At 67.8% G+C, this 17158-nt stretch carries 14 protein-coding genes; 5 read left to right on the top strand and 9 right to left on the bottom strand.

What is annotated here, in order from left to right:
* Complete coding sequence (locus ACPXY0_RS02665) at positions 1-744, bottom strand: ZIP family metal transporter (RefSeq protein WP_423928223.1); 744 nt, start codon at positions 742-744, stop codon at positions 1-3.
* Positions 745-795: 51 nt separating this feature from the next.
* Positions 796-3591, bottom strand: a complete 2796-nt coding sequence (acnA, locus tag ACPXY0_RS02660) for an aconitate hydratase AcnA (RefSeq protein WP_423928221.1) — start codon at positions 3589-3591, stop codon at positions 796-798.
* Between the two features lie 211 nt (positions 3592-3802).
* On the opposite strand from acnA, the gene ACPXY0_RS02655 reads away from it, so the two are divergent.
* From ACPXY0_RS02655 to ACPXY0_RS02645, 3 genes are read left to right on the top strand one after another with little or no spacing between them, the layout of a single operon-like run.
* Positions 3803-5185, top strand: coding sequence for an ABC transporter substrate-binding protein (locus tag ACPXY0_RS02655; protein ID WP_423928219.1), 1383 nt, complete (start codon positions 3803-3805; stop codon positions 5183-5185).
* The gene (locus tag ACPXY0_RS02650; RefSeq protein ID WP_423928217.1) at positions 5182-5922 is read left to right on the top strand and encodes a hypothetical protein; all 741 of its coding nucleotides are present in this window, start codon (positions 5182-5184) and stop codon (positions 5920-5922) included. Before ACPXY0_RS02655 ends, ACPXY0_RS02650 begins: the two co-directional genes overlap by 4 nt.
* Position 5923: 1 nt before the next feature.
* Positions 5924-7216 (top strand): OFA family MFS transporter, encoded by a 1293-nt coding sequence (locus tag ACPXY0_RS02645; protein ID WP_423928215.1) that lies wholly within the window; start codon positions 5924-5926, stop codon positions 7214-7216.
* Between the two features lie 37 nt (positions 7217-7253).
* Here the strand turns inward: ACPXY0_RS02645 and ACPXY0_RS02640 are convergent, their stop codons facing one another.
* The 4 genes from ACPXY0_RS02640 to ACPXY0_RS02625 all read right to left on the bottom strand — a co-directional run bounded on the left by ACPXY0_RS02640 (position 7254) and on the right by ACPXY0_RS02625 (position 9792).
* Positions 7254-7676: a type II toxin-antitoxin system VapC family toxin gene (locus tag ACPXY0_RS02640; RefSeq protein WP_423928213.1), complete on the bottom strand. Its 423-nt coding sequence runs from the start codon at positions 7674-7676 to the stop codon at positions 7254-7256.
* A 6-nt stretch (positions 7677-7682) separates the two neighbouring features.
* Positions 7683-7913, bottom strand: coding sequence for a FitA-like ribbon-helix-helix domain-containing protein (locus tag ACPXY0_RS02635; protein ID WP_420461735.1), 231 nt, complete (start codon positions 7911-7913; stop codon positions 7683-7685).
* Between the two features lie 64 nt (positions 7914-7977).
* Positions 7978-8739 (bottom strand): DUF1295 domain-containing protein, encoded by a 762-nt coding sequence (locus tag ACPXY0_RS02630; RefSeq protein WP_423928211.1) that lies wholly within the window; start codon positions 8737-8739, stop codon positions 7978-7980.
* A gap of 45 nt (positions 8740-8784) precedes the next feature.
* The gene (locus ACPXY0_RS02625) at positions 8785-9792 is read right to left on the bottom strand and encodes an ornithine cyclodeaminase family protein (protein ID WP_423928209.1); all 1008 of its coding nucleotides are present in this window, start codon (positions 9790-9792) and stop codon (positions 8785-8787) included.
* Between the two features lie 211 nt (positions 9793-10003).
* On the opposite strand from ACPXY0_RS02625, the gene ACPXY0_RS02620 reads away from it, so the two are divergent.
* Positions 10004-11074: an AAA family ATPase gene (locus ACPXY0_RS02620; RefSeq protein WP_423928207.1), complete on the top strand. Its 1071-nt coding sequence runs from the start codon at positions 10004-10006 to the stop codon at positions 11072-11074.
* A gap of 167 nt (positions 11075-11241) precedes the next feature.
* On the top strand, positions 11242-11778 hold the full coding sequence (locus tag ACPXY0_RS02615; RefSeq protein WP_423928205.1) for a DUF4276 family protein: 537 nt from the start codon (positions 11242-11244) through the stop codon (positions 11776-11778).
* A 346-nt stretch (positions 11779-12124) separates the two neighbouring features.
* Here the strand turns inward: ACPXY0_RS02615 and ACPXY0_RS02610 are convergent, their stop codons facing one another.
* The 3 genes from ACPXY0_RS02610 to ACPXY0_RS02600 form a co-directional block, all read right to left on the bottom strand.
* Entirely contained in the window at positions 12125-12517 is a 393-nt protein-coding gene (locus ACPXY0_RS02610) for a hypothetical protein (RefSeq protein ID WP_423928203.1), read from the bottom strand.
* Positions 12518-12656: 139 nt separating this feature from the next.
* Complete coding sequence (locus tag ACPXY0_RS02605) at positions 12657-13568, bottom strand: permease (RefSeq protein WP_423928201.1); 912 nt, start codon at positions 13566-13568, stop codon at positions 12657-12659.
* 52 nt (positions 13569-13620) lie between these two features.
* Positions 13621-17145: a DUF4175 family protein gene (locus ACPXY0_RS02600; protein ID WP_423928199.1), complete on the bottom strand. Its 3525-nt coding sequence runs from the start codon at positions 17143-17145 to the stop codon at positions 13621-13623.
* Between the last annotated feature and the right edge of the window lie 13 nt (positions 17146-17158).

Here is a 17158-nt window from a genome sequence, read left to right as displayed (position 1 = left end):
TCACCCTCCCCCGCCCCCGCTGCCGCCACCGATGAGGACGACCATCCCCATGGCGACGATGGTGACGAGCGCGATCGTCGTAGGACCCGCCTTGCGGTACGACTCGGGCAGGTGCTCCGCCAGTACGAGGTAGACGAGCGCCCCGAACGCGAACCCCAGCGCCCACGGCAGGAGCGAGGGCGCCGCCTGAATCAGGGCGACGGCGACGACCGCCATCAGGATCTGGGGGACGTTGCTCACCACGGCGAGGCCAGCGGCGTGCCGCAGACGCACGCCGCGCGCGCGCAGCACAGCGGCCAGGGCCGTCGCCTCGGGCACGTTGTGCACCGCCATGGAGAGCGCGACGAACACGCCGAACGGAAGGCTGACCATGACGGCCGCCCCGATCGCGACCCCCTCCGACGCGGAGTGAAACGCGTTCACGAGCAGCACCTTGTACCCGTACGTCTCACTCGATTCATCCACCCGGTCCAGATCGAGGTCCTCCGTGCCCGAGGCCATGTGCGTGAAGCGGACGAAGGAAATCCCGAGCAGTGCGCCCAGCGCGGCGACATCCAGATTCCGGTCCAGGGTCGCGGTCATGAGGACGAACGCCGCGCCCAGCATCGCGCCGGCGGCGAGCGCGTGCGCCCAGCCGATGGTGAGACGGGGCACGTGCGGCCTGCGCACGAGGGGGAGCACGCCGGCCGTGGACATCGCCGCCGCGATCGACGAGAGAAGGAGGACGGCGAGCGCCGGATCCATCAGCGCGTGTCCGTCGCGGGCCCGAGGGCGCCCTCGGGGCGGCGGAGCACGCTACGCCTCCAGCTGCTGCCGAAGGACGGTCTGCAGGATCCCGCCGTTGCGGTAGTAGTCCACCTCGACCTCGGTATCGAGCCGGGCGATCGCCTCGAAACGCGTCTCCGACCCGTCGTCCGAACTCGCCGTCACCGTGATCAGGTCCTTCGGCCGCAGCCCGTCGGCGATCCCGTTGATGCGGAACGTCTCGTTCCCGGTGAGACCCAGGCTCCCGGCGGTCTCCCCATCCCGGAACTGGAGGGGCAGGATCCCCATGCCGATGAGGTTCGAACGGTGGATGCGCTCGTAGCTGACCGCGATCGCCGCCCTCACGCCCAGGAGGAACGGACCCTTGGCCGCCCAGTCGCGGCTCGATCCCGAGCCGTAGAGGGCGCCGCCGATGACGATCGTGGGCGTCCCCTCCTCGCGATAGCGCATGGCCGCATCGAAGATCGACAGCTGCTCGCCGCTCGGGACATGGACGGTGAAGCCGCCCTCGACGCCCGGCACCATCAGGTTCCTGAGGCGGATGTTCGCGAACGTCCCCCGCATCATCACCTCGTGGTTCCCGCGCCGGGCCCCGTACGAGTTGAAGTCGCGCAGGGCGATCCCGTGCGCGCGGAGGTAGTCCCCGGCCGGTGAATTCATGGCGATGGAACCTGCGGGGGAGATGTGGTCGGTCGTCACCGAGTCACCGAGCAGGGCGAGGCAGCGCGCGTCCTCGATGTCCACGGGCTCGGACGCCTCCCGAGACATGCCGGCGAAGAAGGTCGGCTGCCGCACGTACCTCGAGACTTCGTCCCATGCGAAGCGGTCCCCCGTGGGGATGTCGAGCGCGTTCCAGCGCTCGTCTCCCGCGTACACCTCCGAGTACCTGGCCTGGAACATCTCCGTCTTCACGGAGGTGCGGACGGCCTCGTTGATCTCGTCCTGGCTGGGCCAGATGTCTCGCAGGAACACCTCCTCGCCGCGGTCGTTCGTCCCCAGCGGCTCGGCGTAGAGGTCGATGTCCATCCGGCCCGCCAGCGCGTACGCGACCACGAGGGGTGGCGAAGCGAGGTAGTTGGCGCGGGAATCGGGGCTGATGCGGCCCTCGAAGTTGCGGTTCCCGGAGAGGACGGAGCAGGCGACGAGATCGTTCTCGCGGATCGCGCTCGAGACCTCGGCCGGGAGCGGTCCGCTGTTCCCGATGCAGGTCGTGCAGCCGTACCCCACGACGTGGAAGCCGAGCTGCTCGAAGTACGGCATGAGGCCGGCCTCGTTGAGGTACTCGGTCACGACCATCGAGCCCGGGGCAAGGCTCGTCTTCACCCATGGACGCTGCTTGAGGCCCGACTCGACGGCGTTCCGGGCCAGGAGGCCCGCCCCCACCATGACGGATGGGTTCGAGGTGTTCGTGCAGCTGGTGATCGCCGCGATGACCACGGAGCCGTCGTGGAGCGCGAACTCGTGCGCCTCTCCCTGTTCGTTCGTCAGCCGCACGGCCACGCCCGCCGGCGCCTCGGCGACGGCCACGCCGCCCTCTCCCGCCCCGTCCGACCAGCCCGCCGCCGGGGCGCTGGCGCCACCCCCGGCGCCGGGGCCCTTCAGCGTCTCGAGCGCGTTCAGGAACCGCGGCTTGCTCTCGGACAGCGGCACCCGCTGCTGCGGCAGCTTCGGGCCCGCGATCGCCGGCTCGACCGTGGAGAGATCAAGCTCCACGTGATCGCTGTACTCCGCTGGCGGGGTGTCCGCGTCGTGGAACAGCCCCTGCGCCCGGGCGTACACCTCGACGAGCGCGGCGTGCGGCTCCGCGCGGCCGGTGAAGCGGAGGTAGGAAAGCGTCTCGGCGTCGATCGGGAAGATGGCGCAGGTGGAGCCGAACTCGGGTGACATGTTGCCCAGCGTGGCGCGGTCGGCGAGCGAGAGCCCCGCCAGACCGGGCCCGTAGAACTCGACGAACTTCCCGACGACCCCCGTCCCGCGCAGGACTTCCGTGACCCGAAGCACGAGATCGGTCGCCGTCGCCCCCTCGGGGAGCGCGCCGTGCAGCCGGAACCCGAGCACCCGCGGCACCAGCATGGAGAGCGGCTGGCCCAGCATCGCGGCCTCGGCCTCGATGCCGCCCACGCCCCAGCCGAGCACGCCGAGGCCGTTGATCATCGTCGTGTGGCTGTCCGTGCCCACCACCGTGTCCGGATAGGCCACCCGCCCGCCCCCGGTCGTCTCGTCGAACACGACGCGCGCCAGGTACTCGAGGTTCACCTGGTGCACGATCCCCGTCTCGGGCGGCACGACCTTGAAGTTGTCGAACGCCGTCTGGCCCCAGCGCAGGAAGGCGTAGCGCTCGTGGTTCCGCTCGAACTCCCGCTCGGAGTTGATGAAGAGCGAACGCGGCGTCCCGAACGAGTCGACCTGCACCGAGTGGTCGATGACGAGTTCGCACGGCATGAGCGGGTTGATCGAGGCCGGGTCGCCTCCCAGGTCGGCCATCGCGTCGCGCATCGCCGCCAGGTCCACCACGGCGGGAACCCCCGTGAAGTCCTGCAGCAGGACGCGCGCCGGCCGGAAGGAAATCTCCCGCCCCGGGGTCGCCTGCGCGTCCCAGTTCGCGATGGCGGCGATGTCGTCGGCCGTCACGGACTGGCCGTCTTCGTGCCGGAGGAGGTTCTCGAGCACGACCTTGATCGAAAAGGGCAGGCGCGCGAGGTCGCTCCCCGTGGCGGCGGCGACCGTCCGCAGGGCGCGGATCGCGATCGGGCCTCCGGGGGCGTCCAGCGAGGCGCGGGCGCCATATGAGTCGCGACCGGATTCGAGACCGGGAAGGTTGGACATGATGGACCTCATGGAGACGACGAACCGCCGAGTTATGGGGGCAACCTATCGACTCCACGGCCCGGGATCGACCGCGCGCCGACGGCGTTCGGCGCCGCCCGGTTGAACATGAATCTGTTTCGGAATAAACTCCGTTGCCGGTTCGGTCGATGATCATGACAGGCGGGTCTGCGCTATGCGGGTGGGAATCGACGGACTCAGGGAGACCAGCGTGTCCGGACGAGACAGCGGGAAGGAATCTCCCCGCCGACCGCCGGACCCGGACGGCGAGAGCCCGCCCCCGGCCGGCGGGCCGCTGACGCGTCGCTCCGTGGTCCGTGCCGGCGTCGCGGGACTCCTCGGGGCGCCCTTCGCTGCCTCCTCGCTCAGCGCCGCCACCCTCCCGCTCGCGCCCGGCCTGCGCTGGAGCGGACGACGCCGCCGCCAGCCGGACGACGAGATCGTCCTCGGGGTATCGGCGGCGTTCTCCGGCCCGTCGCGGGGACTCGGCACCGAACTCTACCGCGGCGCCCTGGCCTGTTTCGGTCAGGTCAACGAGCGGGGCGGCGTCAACGGCCGCCGCATTGTGCTCAAGCTCTACGACGACGGCTACCAGCCCGACCCGTGCGTGGAGAACACGCTCAAGCTGATGCTGGAGGACGAGGTGTTCCTCCTGTTCGGCTACGTGGGCACGCCGACCGTCACCCGCGTGCTGCCGCTGCTGAAGAAGTTCCAGGACCAGCAGATGTACATCTTCTTCCCCTTCACGGGCGCGCAACCGCAGCGGGAGCCGCCCTACGGCGAGTTCGCCTTCAACCTGCGCGCCTCCTACGGCCAGGAGACGGCCGGCCTCGTGGACAACTTCGTCCGCATCGGGCGACGGCGGATCGCGGTCTTCTATCAGGCGGATGCGTACGGACGCAGCGGGTGGGCCGGGGTGCGGGCGGCGCTGGCCCGGCATGGCGAAACGATCGCCGGCGAGGCGACCTACAGCCGGGGAACGCAGTTCACCTCCGTGATGAGGGCGCAGGTCGAGATCCTGCAGGAGGCCTCCCCCGACGCGGTGATCTGCGTGGGCGCCTACGCGGCGTGCGCCGCCTGCGCCCGCGACGCGATGGATCTGGGACTGCACGTGCCCATCGCCAACCTCTCCTTCGTCGGAAGCGAGAACCTGCTGCAGCTGCTCATGGACGCGAACGAGGATGATCCGGCGTACTACACGCCGTGGCTCGTGAACTCGCAGGTCGTGCCCAGCTACGAGGACACTTCGATTCCGGCCGTGCCCGAGTACCGCGAGCTGATGGCGCGCTACGACCCGCAGGTGCCGGAGGAACTCGTCAAGGAATCGTACGACGCCTTCCCCAACAGCTTCGTGAGCCTCGAGGGCTACCTGGATGCGAAGCTGCTGGCCGAGATCCTGCGGCGGATCGACGGCACGCCGGAGCGCGGGAAGCTGAACGACGCGGTCTTCTCGGTGCGCAACTACGATCTGGGGATCGGCGAGCGGGTGTCGTTCGGGCCCGACCGGCGGCAGGGACTCCAGTCCGTCTACTACACGGTCGTCGAGGACGGCCGCTTCGTCACCCTCAGCGACTGGGAAGCCAAGTTCGCGTGACGCAGCCAGAGCCGCACGACATCCGGATCCGGAAACTCTTCCGCAAGACGCGCTTCGGCATCTTCGTGCTGTTCGGGGCGATCGTGTTCTCGACATCCACGCTCTCCATCCGAACCGTCTCCAGCCAGCTGTCCGAGGAGTACGAGAGCAACAGCGCGAACATCGCCAAGAACATCGCCGATTCCAGCGTCGACATCCTCCTCAACCGGAACCTCGCCACGCTGCAATCCCTCATCGACCAGTTCGTTGAGATCCAGAGCATCCGCTACATCTACATCACGAGCGACACCGGCGAGATCCTCGCCCACACGTTCGTGCCCGGCGTCCCGCAGGTGATCCGCGAGGGCGACCCGTTCGCGACCGAGCCGGTCGAGCGCAGCCTGTCCGGGATGGGGGACTTCGTCGAGGTCGGAAGCCCGATCCTGGCCGGTGTGGCGGGCACGGTCCACGTGGGGATGGACCTCGACGTGGTGCGGCTCAAGATCCAGAGGGCCACCGGCCAGCAGATCTATCTCATCTGCATCATTCTCATACTCGGGATCCTCGGGTCTATCTGGTTCGTGAAGCTGGCGGTCACGCCGCTGGAGGAATTGCTCGCGTTCGTGGTGGGGCTGGCTCGACGCGATGGAGACGCTGCGGGGGACCTGAAGATCCTGTCGCGCGACGACGAGATCGGGGAGATGGCCCGCCTCATGTTGCACGCGGTGAAGGGCGAAACGACTTCGGGAGCGGACTGAGGTGACCACCGAGGGGTGGAAGGCGCCCAGAGTCGCGATCGCCTTCTTCTGCACCGTCCTGCAGGTCTGCTTCGGCACGGTATACGCCTGGAGCTTCTTTCAGACGATACTGGTCCGACAGTCGGGGTGGACGTTCACGCAGGGGTCGCTGGCCTTCTGCATCGCGATCTTCTCGCTCGGCATGTCGGCGGCCTGGGCCGGCCAGCTGCTGCCCAAGGTAGGACCTCGGCGTCTCGCGCTGATCGGAAGCACCATGTTCGCGAGCGGATACATCATCGCGAGCTTCGCGCTGCGCCTGGACTCGATTCTGCTCTTCTACCTCGGCTATGGCGTCGTCGGCGGGGCGGGGATCGGCATGGGGTACGTGACGCCCGTCACGACAGCCGCGAAGTGGTTTCCCGACCGCAAAGGGCTGGTCACGGGCATCGTCGTCATGGGCTTCGGCATCGGCGCGCTCCTCCTGAGCAAGGGGCTCGCGCCGCTGTTGGTCCTGCAGACGGAGGGGGATCTGGCGCAGGTCTTCCTGTGGCTGGGGATCGTCTTCGCCTGCATCCTGATCCCGAGCAGCATGGTGATCGACGACCCGCCGGCCGCCCAGGTGGCGGCGTGGAAGCAGCCCGGGAGCGTGGGCAAGTACCTGCGTACGAGCCAGTTCGTCATCATCTGGATCGTGTTCTTCTTCAACATCGCCGCCGGCATCTCGGTGATCAGCTTCCAGTCCGAGCTCCTGCAGGAGGTGTGGGGGCTGTCCGATCCCGGCATCGAACCGGTGGTCCTGGCGGAGTACGGGGCGACGCTCATCGCCGCGAGTTCCGTGTGCAACGGACTGGGACGGATCCTGTGGGCCTGGCTGTCCGACCGCATCGGGCGGGTGGCCGTGTTCAGGATCCTCCTCGCGAGCCAGATGGTCGTGTTCGGCGTCCTCATGACCGAGTCCAACCCGTGGTTGTTCTCGGCGCTCGTGTGCTACGTGCTGCTCTGCTTCGGGGGCGGGTTCGCGACCATGCCCTCCTTCATCCTCGACATCTACGGCCCGCGCATCATGTCGAAGGTCTACGGCGCGATCCTCACGGCGTGGGCCGCGGCGGGGATCTGCGGCCCGCTGGGCGTCGGGTATCTGAAGGATTCCTATCCCGACCGGGCGGTCATGTACTGCTTCCTCATCGGGATCCTCATGCTGGGCGCGGGCTACCTGTTCTCCTACCTGCTGGACGACGACCGCGTCCGCGTCGGCCGCCCCACGGTGAAGCAGACGCTGGAGCGCTACGGAATCCCGGTTCCGGAACGGTCCTGACGATCAGGAATGGCCAAGTCGATCCCGGAGGTTCGGATCAGGTGGGCGAACCTGGGGTGGAGGGGGCGAAAACCTCGACGGCAATCGGGAGCCGCGGAACTCTCGCCAGCCGTCCGTCCGTGGTCAGTAGCGGAGCGTCGAGGATTTCGGCCAGCGCGACGTATGCGGCGTCGTACGCCGTGAGGTTGCGGCGGCGCGCCCAGACTCTCTCCAGCAGCACGCCGTGGCCGTGCCGCACGAGATCGAGATCGAGCAGGTTACGGAACGCCTCCGCGACGCGGTCCGGCGAGACGGTTCCCGTCCGCTCGTAGCGCCGCAGGACGTTCAGGACTTCGAGGTCGACGAGTTCGGGGCTGTGCAGCGAGATCCGGGGATCGGCCACCCTGTCCCGGATCTGGACGCCGGGCTCCGTACCCAGGACAAGTTCGATGACGACGGATGCGTCGAGAACAACCCTCACACCGACTCAGCGCTTCTCCCGCTCTTCCCGCAGGACGTCACTCACCGGTGGATCAAGCTCGATCGGCGGGAGCTGGGCGATCCGCGCGAACAACTCTTCACGGGTGGGCTTCTCGAGCGAGTGTCGGATCTCCCGCAGGACGTAGTCCGACATCGACGTGCCCGCGAGGGCGGCGCGGGACTTCAACCGGCGGTGAGTGTCATCCGGCACGTTGCGAATCTGCAGCATCTTTGCCATGCACGTAACATGATTTCATGTGCGCCACATGTCAACGATGGATGGGAGTGTGCTGCGCGCCTGGTCAGAGCAGCCCGGGGATTACGGCCTTTCGGTCGTCGGGATAGTCTTCGAAGCGCGCCCTGTACCACTCGTGGTGGTTGAGCGCTCTCGGCACGAGGTTCGCCGCCGTGTAGACGAAGAAGGCCAGTCCGGCGAGCGACCACGTCGCCAGCGCCCAGCCGGCCCATTCCAGAAGCTCCCCGAAGTAGTTGGGACAGGAAACGTAGCGAAAGACGCCGCCGTGCGGGATCGAATAGCCGGTGTCGCCGGGTTTCCTCAGTCCGAGCAGGATGTTGTCGGAATGGTTGTTGATGGCGAAGCCGACGACGAAGACCAGCACTCCGGCCAGGAAGCGCGGATCCCCCAGCCACCCGAGATCGTACGTGCCGATCTCCGAGACCCAGCGCGCGTTCACATACGCGTTGGTCACGTTGAAGGTGAAGGCGGAGGCCGCCACGACGACTGGCATCCTCTTCCCCGCCGTCCGCGTACGGAGGGGATGGACGAAGGTTCGATGCAGATAGTGGAACTGCCACAGGCCGAGGAAGATCAGGGGGAGGGGCGCCCCGGCCGACTCTCCCATGAAGTAGACGACGGCGAAGAGGGCTGGCGCCGGGAGTTCCATGACGATCCAGCCGACCCTGTTCGGGATGTCTGGTCCCCAGCCGCTCCCGGAGTAGTGGCGGCCGTAGGGCGCCTTCAGGCGCAGCAGAATCGCGAAGGTCACCGCGGCCAGCGCGAACATCGCCCACACCAGCGCGCCGTGGAACGTCGCTTCAGTCATCGCGACGCAAGGCCCCCGAGGTTCAAGCCCCGGACGTTCATGGCTTCAGAAGGGGACGACGGAGCCGAGGCCGAGCGCTTCGGCCCGGGCGAGGGCGGCCTCGGCGATCGCCACGTCCTGAGCGGCGTTCCCCACCGACTCGAAGAGGGTGAAGTCGAAGCCGGCGTGGCCGCCGGCGGCGTCCCCGTTCACGATCTCTCCCAGTTCGGCGTGGATCACGTCCCGTCCGACGAGGCCTTCCTCCACGGGGATGATGAGGTCGCCGGCTTCCTCCCAGATCGCTTCCTGCTGGTCCACGACGACCCGCGCGCGGGCGACGACTTCTCCCGGAATCTCGCGCGTGTGCGGCTGGAAGGCGCCAATGGCGTTCACGTGGGCCCCGCGCTCGAGGTGTTCGGGGGAGAAGACGGGCGTCTCGCTCGTCGTGGCGGTGACGACGAGCTTCGCGCCGTCCAGCGCCTCGGCCGGGGTGGCGGCCGCGCGGACCCGGGGCGGAGGGCCGCCCCCGGGGGGGACCAGCGTCTCGGCCCTCGCCGTGAGCACCGCCGCCAGCGCCTCGGCGCCCTCGGGCGGGACCGAGACGATGCGGATCTCCCTGAGTAACCGCGTCGCCGCCAGGAGTTCGATATGGGCCCGCCCCTGCGCTCCCGCACCGAACACGGCGAGGACATCAGCCGCCGGATCCGCGAGCAACTCGGTGGCGAGGCCGCTCCCCGCCGCGGTCCGGATCTCGGTCAGCGATGTCCCGTCGAGGAGGGCGCGGGCCCGTCCCGTCTCCGCATCGAGGAGGATGACGGCCCCCTGAATCGGCGGCTGGCCCACGGCCGGATTGTCGGGGAATATGGACACGATCTTCGCCCCGAGCCCCCGCGAGGCGCCGAGGAACGCCGGCATGAGCAGCGTGATCCCGCGTGCGCTCTCGACGTGCCCCCGCACGGGCACCACGGCTCGGCCGGCGGACAACTCCCCGAACGCGACCCGCATCGCGTCCACGGCCGCCGCCGCGTCCACGGCCCGTTCGATGTCGTTTCTTGAGAGAATCCGAATTGTCATGCGCACATCCTGCCTCTAAGGAAGGGCGTTAGCCAGAGGTCATTTGGTAGGCCGGATCGGCTCGGTACTCGGTCGTGTGCCGCTGTCTCGTGCAGATTGGGTGGCCAAACCTCCTATCTTGACCTCCAGCAGCCGGGCGATACCCGCCACCCGATTGGATAAGGCGTTGGGGTAGGCCCCAGCGGCCTTTCGAACTCCACCGAGTCAAACCATGTCAGCGATCAGGTCAATCACGATCGAAGGATTCAGGAGTTTCGCTGCTCTGAGGGATCTTCCGCTGAGACCCCTTAATGTTCTGATCGGCGCCAACGGCTCGGGCAAGTCCAACTTCCTCGATGCGCTCAAACTGATGGAGCTTTGCGTCTCCAGGGGCCAGCGCCTCGACGCATACGTACAGCGCTCCGGGGGGGCGAACCGGCTCCTTCACTTCGGTTCGAAGGTAACCCGGCAGGTCAAGTTCGAAGCCCGATTCGGCGACGACAAAGGGAACTTCAGCATCCTGATGCATCCGGATGCCGAGGACCGACTCTTTCCGCTGATTACGGCAACCGGAACCGACCTGCTCGGCGAGATCGAGTCGAAACCCGGCAACAAATGGCTCCTCGGCATCCTGCAGGATAGGCTGGCCAATCTGGAGACATTCCATTTTCACGATACCAGCCCGACTTCCGCAATCAAGAAGAACGCCGACCTGCACGACAATCTTCAACTGCGCCACGACGGCTCGAATCTCGCACCGTTCCTGTACCTCCTGCGGGAAAGGTACGCGGGCGCGTACGACATGATTCGGCGGACGGTGCGCTTGGTGGCGCCGTTCTTCGAAGATTTTGTACTCCGGCCCCTCGCGCTGAACGAGGACAAGATCCGACTCGATTGGCGACACACCGGGTCGGATGCATACTTCGACGCTTCGTCACTGTCTGACGGATCGCTTCGGTTCATGGCGTTGGCCACCGCGCTTCTTCAACCGACATCGCTGCGGCCATCGGTGATGGTCCTTGATGAACCGGAACTCGGACTTCACCCGTACGCCGTAACGCTGCTAGCCTCCCTGCTGAAGCAGGCGTCAGTCGACGGGCAGATCATCGTGGCCACGCAGTCGCCGGTGCTGCTGGATCACTTCGAACCGGAAGACGTGCTGGTGGCCGATCGGGTTGGCGGCGCGACGACGCTCCAACGACTCGAGGGCGAGAAATTCAGCGGCTGGTTAGAGGACTACAGTCTGGGGCAGCTCTGGGAAAAAAATCAGTTCGGTGGACGACCGTCCCCCCGGGCAGGCTGAAGATCCGAACCGGTGACCCGGCTGATCGTTCATGTCGAGGGTCAGACTGAGGAGCAGTTCGTCAATGAACTGCTCGCGCCTCATCTGTACGATCACGGCTACGCCTCAGTCGGCGCGCGGCTTCTCGGCAACGCTCGCCAGCGTGGTCGGCGTGGCGGAGTCAAGTCATGGCAGGTGGTACGGAAAGAGATCACGGATCACCTGAAGGAGATCACGGATCTCTCGCCACCACGATGGTGGACTATTACGGACTCCCGCAGAGCGGGCCTGAGGCGTGGCCCGGTCGAGACGCGGCTTCGGGCTTGCCGTATCCCGAGAACGTGGCGCACGTCGAGGAGAAGTTGTTGCGCGACGTCACGAGCAAAATGGGCCACGCGTTCAACCCGTCTCGCTTCATTCCGTTCGTCATGATCCATGAATTCGAGGCGCTCCTGTGCAGCGATTGCCAAGGGTTCGCGGAGGGGATCGGCCAAGAGACTCTGGCTTCGGACTTTCAAGCCATCCGGGATGCCTTCCCGGGCCCGGAGGAGATCGATGACTCCCCGCAGACGGCTCCATCGAAGCGGATCACGAAGCTGGTTCCCGGATACCAGAAGCCGCTGATGGGCGTCCTAGCCGCGTCGAAAATCGGCCTCGAAACGATGCGGTCCGAATGCCCGCACTTCGACGAATGGCTGAAACCGCTCGAGACGGCGCTGCGCTGAACCGCCGCCCGATCGATTCTCCTGGGTGAGTGGGTACTTCAGCGGTGGGTCACGTTTCGAACCGGGCTCCGTTGGATCTCGTTCCAGGGCGGTACTCCTCCGGGATGTCGTCGGACCCCGAGAGGGAGAAGCGCTTGATCTGCTCAGTCCGCCCGATGTCGCTTGTCCTGCATCTCGACAAACACATTCTCGAAATCGAGGATGCGCTGTGGAGACCCGAACTTGTCGACCTGCGCGCATCTCTGCTTGCAGCTCCCATGATCCGGAGCCCTGTACACTTGCCGCCAAGCGGCATCGCTCCGCTGCGCCCCGGCGGTACCGATGAAGCTGTCCGCACACGTCCGCATCAGACAGTGAAACAGGGCGTAGTATGCTGCACTGACTGCACAGCGCAGGTCGGCTTGGCGGGGTTTGTAGGGCGTGCCACCGGCCAACCCCTTAGGCCGTCTCGATGAGTTAAAGCATTCAACGCTTCGATTTCAGAACTATCGTCACCCGAAATGAACGACATGATCGGGAAACGGTCCTCCTGAAGTCTCCTGAGATGGGGCCGAAGATGCCGGACAAAGCCGACACGAGCGTTCACATCAAGAGGCGTATCCGACCGGAAAACCACCCGCACGTATAGAACGCCATCGTCGTCATGGTCCATGCCCCCGCGGATTTCAACGGAGTCGAAGACCACGCCCCTGAACTGCTGCTCAAGAACGTCTCTGACGATTCCTTCCAGTTTGTCCACGTGCGTCACTTTCCTGGGCCCTCCTGTGCTTCAGCGCCCAGAGTCGGGTGGGTTTACCGAAGCTCCGATGGCGATATCAATCGCCCCAATGTACGATCCCACCGCCAACCGGCTCCACCTGCCAGTCTCAACCGCGCCATCAACCAGAAGTCAACGACCGGCGTTCCTGCGCGGCGGAGCGCAGCATGAGGATCGCCGCGTAGAGGACGACCGCCACGACAAGCCATCGCATCGTGTTCAGGGGGAGCGAGCGGACGCTGAACGCGGCCAGGAGGACGGCCGGCATGCCTCCGATCGCCAGCCCCAGCGCCGCGCGGAGCCCGTAGCGCCCCGCCTTCAGGAAACGGACGCCGGCCACCGGCATGAGGAAGGCGGCGGCACCCATCATGATCGGGAAGGCGACGGCCGGGTTCAGTCCCATGAGGCTGACCACGATCATGGTCGGGGCGTAAATCCCGATGCCGATCGTCATCAGAGCCCCGAGAACGAACAGGCAGCCGGCGGCGAGCGCGAGTTGTGCGCCCGAGAGTCCCGCTGCGTCCCCACCCACGGCCGTGATCTCGAAGATGGACATGACGAATGTCGCGGCGGCGATGAGGAGCGCGATCCCCATCCCGATCTGGATCCGGTGGCGGGGCAGGCGCGCGACGACCCCCGCCCCCAGCCACGCGCCGAGCACCGCGGCCGCGACGAGGACGAAGAGCGTGAGCGATTCCACGGTGATGATCGCGATGAAGATGAAAGCCTGGATGACGACCGGGGGCGTGTGGCCGATCATCATGGTCCCGGGGATCTCCTCGTCCGGCACCACCTTCTTCAGCTTGAAGAGGGATGTGGTGGGGGCGAACGAACCGATGCCGAGAGTGTCGAAGAAGTTCGTCACGAAGCCGACGGCGAGTTCGAACAGACGAGGCCATCCGCGCCAGCCGTCCCCCTCGCGTCCGGCGCGCGTGGCGGCGAGCGCGGCGCGCCCCCAGGAGACGAGCAGGCCCGCGGTGAGGATCGCGAGGGCGGAGAACAGGTAGAGGCGAGGGTCGCCGAGGTCGGGCACCTGGATCGGGTCTCCTTCCTGTAGGCCGAAGTCGGGCTCTCGTCAGCCCCGGTCAGCGCGGCGGGCGGTCCTCGGACAGCGCCCGGTAGTAGGCCTCCACGAGTTCGCGATACTCGTCGGGGACGTCGTCCGACCCCGAGAGGAAGAAGCGCTCGATCTGTTCTCCGAGGTTGCGGCGCAGGGCGAACTCGAAGTCCTTCAGCCCCCTCAGCACATCGGTCTGCAGCCGGGCGATTTCCTCGGGATCGTCGAAATCGCCCATGGTCCGGAGTCGGTCGAGGCCCGCGATCGCCTGATCGAGGTCGCCGACATCGACGCCTTCCCGGCGCAGGTCATCGCGCAGACGGCCCGCATCTTCGCGCCTCTGGCGGAATTCCCGCTGGAATTGCCGGATATCTTCCGGCGAGAGCCTCGGGCCGCCGCCTCCGCCGCCACCCCGTCCGGGTGCGAACCCCTGGCCGCCGCGGGGGCCGAGTTCGCCGGCTTGGCCTGCGCCGCCCTGCTGGCCCTGCTGGCCCTCGCCCTGCTGGCCCTGCTGGCCTTGGCCCTGGCCACCCTGCTGGCCCTCGCCTTCCTGGCCCTGCTGGCCTTGCTGGTCGCCCTGCCCCTGTTCGCCGCCCTCGGCTGACTCGCCCTCGGCGCGCTGCTGCAGGCGCTCCTGCAGTGACTCCAGGCCCCGGACCAGGTCGCGGGTCTCGTCGAGTTGCCGCCCGAGGCGGCGCGGGTCCGATTCGCTCAGCGCGTCGCGCGCGACCGCGACCCGGGTGCGCATGTTCTCCGCGTCGCGCGTGATCTGCTCCTCGAAGTTCCGCACGTAGTCCTCGGACTGCGTGCCGAGGACCCCTCGCGAGAACTGCAGCTTGTCCCGCAGCCGACTCTCGCGGATCTCCGCCGCCGCTTCCCCGAGGCGGCGCGACGCTTCCGGCTGTTCCTGCCGGGCCTCGCGGGCCAGCCGGTCGAGATCCTGCTCGAGCTGGTCCACCTCCTGGGCGAGGTCGGCCTTCCGCTCGCGCAGCCCGGCGATACGGTCGGGGTCCCGCGTCGTCGGATCCTCATTCACGTCGCTCTGGAGTTCGCGCTGGCGCTCGACGATGCGCGCGGCGCGCCGCGCGGCGTCCTCGACCTCCTGCCCCACGGCGGCAACCTGGCGGTTCTCCAGCAACCGTCGCGCCTCGCGCAGACGGTCGAGCGCGTTCGACGACTCCGCCTGCCCCTGTCCCTGGCGCCCCTGCGCCTGCGCCCGCCGCATCTCGTCCGCGGCCTGCTGAAGCCGGCGTGCCGACTCCTCGAGGTCGGCCCGGTCATCTTCGCGAGCCAGACGCTGGAGTTGCCGGGCCAGCTCCTCCGTCTCCTGAATCATCTGCTGCTGCTGGCCCTGGCCTCCGCCCGCCGCTCCGCGGGGCTGTGCCGCCGCGCGTTCGTTCATCTGCTGCTGGCGCCGGGCGAGTTCCTCCAGCTTCTGGAGCGCCTCGTCCACCTCCTGGTCCTGCTGCTGCCGCTGGCCCCGCTGGACCGTCTCGTACTGGTTCCGGAGCCGGTCGAGTTCCAGCTCGAACAGGTCGGCGAGTTCCTCGGCCGCGGCCATGCCGCCGCCTCCGCCGCCTCCGCCGCCCTGCTGCACCTGGACCTCGCGGAAGGCGGCCTCGGCCCGCTGCAGGTGCTGCAGCGACCGCTGTTCGGGCGGGAGCGCATCCCGGAGTCGACGCTCCCCCAGCCTCGTCTCGGCCTCCCGCATCTCGACGGGCGCGAGGGGGAGTTCGCGGAACACGATCTCGAACGACGGATCCCCCGCCACACCCCGCTGCTGCATCTGCACGATGAGTTCCTCGACCTGCTGCCGCAGGCGGCCCTGAAGGAGTGTGAGCGTGGCGAGGTTCTCCGACATCTCGGCCTCGTCGAACTCGTCCTCGTCGCGCATGAGGCGGAAGGTCGCGGCGGCGATCTGCTTCTGCTGTTCGGACAACTCGCCCTGCATGCCGGCGCCGCCGCCGCCGCCTCCGCCGCCTCCCTGCTCCGCCTGGCTGTAGTCCAGGTCGAAGGGGCGGATCTCGACGAAGTAGATGTCCGAACTCTCCTCCCCTCGACGGCCGGAGCCGACTCCGGCGCCGCCGCCGGCCCGGAGATCCGTGGCGCGCGCGTAGTAGGAGAGGACATCCCCCGGCTCAAGGTCCAGTTCCTCGAGGAAGAACGTGTGTCCGCCGGAGACCTGCGTCGTCCCGCCGCGCGTCGTCCCGTGCAGGACCCGCGACGCCTCCTCGCCTCCGTTCACGGAATAGAGGAGTTCGACCCGCCCGAGCCCGAAGTCGTCCTCCGCCTCGACCTCGACGTACAGTTCCTCGATCGGCGACAGGCGCGTGTCCCGTCCGGGTTCGGCGATCCGGATCCCCGGCGGCTGGTCATCCAGCGGCTCGACGAGATAGTCGGGGGAACCGACGACGAAGCGCCCGCCCGGACCCATGAATTCGACCCGGTAGAAGGTCTCCTCGCTGACGGTGAAGCTCGTCTCGAACGCCCCATCCACGAGTTCGAGCGCCGGGCCCTCGCCCTCTTCCTGGTCGTCGAAGGCGAGCCGCGCTCCCTCGGTGGCCAGCGTCGGCGTCACCCGGAGCCGGACCTCGGTCCCCCGGAGCACCGCGATGTCCCCGCCGTCCTCGACCGTCCGCGGGCTGAGTCCGGTGTAGGCGGGGAAGCGGTACTCGAGGTCGATCCGGTCCACGTAGGGGAGGTCGGCCACCTCGATCCTGAACACCGGCGAGCGCACACCCTCCGAGGACACGGTGTAGTCGGCCGGCTCATCGAGGTCGAAGAGGAGGATCTCGAACGAGGCGCCGTCCTCGCCCGGCGTCATGAAGTAGCGCTCCCACACCTCGGACTCGCCGCGGCGCACGGCGACCTCGACTTCGTCCGTCTCGAAGCCCTGGGGGAAGGCGCGCACCAACTGGTCGGAGCCGCGCGCGATGAGCGCGTCGCCCGGCTCCACGGTGATCGCGTAGGGGTTGGCCGCGTCCGCGGTCTGCCACGGACTGAGGAGGAGCGAACCCGCCGTCCCCTGGAAGGCGGGTCCGAAGAGGGCGACGACCAGCACGGCGGTGGCGACGCCCGCGAACCAGGCGGTCGAGCGCCGCAGCCCGGCGCGCTCCACGCGGCGGCCGCGCTCGATGCGCCGGGCGCGCTCCACGGCGACCTCCAGCAGACGGGCGTCGAGGCCGGAGCGGCCTTCGGGCGATCCGGCCCGCTCGACGGCCGCGAGGAACGCCGCCTTGAGCGACGGCTCGTGTTCCTCGAGGTAGAGCGCGACCTGCGCGTCCGAGACGCGGCGGAAGAGCGGCCGCACCACGAACCACCCGAGGAGACCGATCGCGACCGCCCACAGGACGAGGCGAAACACAAGAACCGCCGTGTCCTCGAAACGGAGCCGGTCGATGCCCCAGGTCGCGGCGAAGAAGACGGCGAAGCCGACGCCGAGCGTCAGCGCGACGCCCTGGATGAGCTGGCGCGCGCGCCAGCGCCGCCTCACGTCGGCCACGACATCGAGCAGCTGCCGCTCGGAGTTTCTCGTCCTCGCCCATCCCTGCATCGTCATCCTCCTT

The organism is Candidatus Palauibacter sp. (genome assembly GCF_965237495.1).
Taxonomy (GTDB): domain Bacteria; phylum Gemmatimonadota; class Gemmatimonadetes; order Palauibacterales; family Palauibacteraceae; genus Palauibacter.
The sequence above is the reverse complement of the archived record's forward strand: the minus strand, read 5'-3'. Positions and strand labels throughout refer to the sequence as shown.

Excerpts from the sequence above, each read along its gene's own strand:
- ACPXY0_RS02665 (WP_423928223.1), bottom strand. The coding sequence starts at position 744 with ATGGATCCGGCGCTCGCCGTCCTCCTTCTCTCGTCGATCGCGGCGGCG.
- acnA (WP_423928221.1), bottom strand. The coding sequence starts at position 3,591 with ATGTCCAACCTTCCCGGTCTCGAATCCGGTCGCGACTCATATGGCGCC.
- ACPXY0_RS02635 (WP_420461735.1), bottom strand. The coding sequence starts at position 7,913 with ATGGCAAAGATGCTGCAGATTCGCAACGTGCCGGATGACACTCACCGC.
- ACPXY0_RS02630 (WP_423928211.1), bottom strand. The coding sequence starts at position 8,739 with ATGACTGAAGCGACGTTCCACGGCGCGCTGGTGTGGGCGATGTTCGCG.
- ACPXY0_RS02625 (WP_423928209.1), bottom strand. The coding sequence starts at position 9,792 with ATGACAATTCGGATTCTCTCAAGAAACGACATCGAACGGGCCGTGGAC.
- ACPXY0_RS02620 (WP_423928207.1), top strand. The coding sequence starts at position 10,004 with ATGTCAGCGATCAGGTCAATCACGATCGAAGGATTCAGGAGTTTCGCT.
- ACPXY0_RS02615 (WP_423928205.1), top strand. The coding sequence starts at position 11,242 with ATGGCAGGTGGTACGGAAAGAGATCACGGATCACCTGAAGGAGATCAC.
- ACPXY0_RS02600 (WP_423928199.1), bottom strand. The coding sequence starts at position 17,145 with ATGCAGGGATGGGCGAGGACGAGAAACTCCGAGCGGCAGCTGCTCGAT.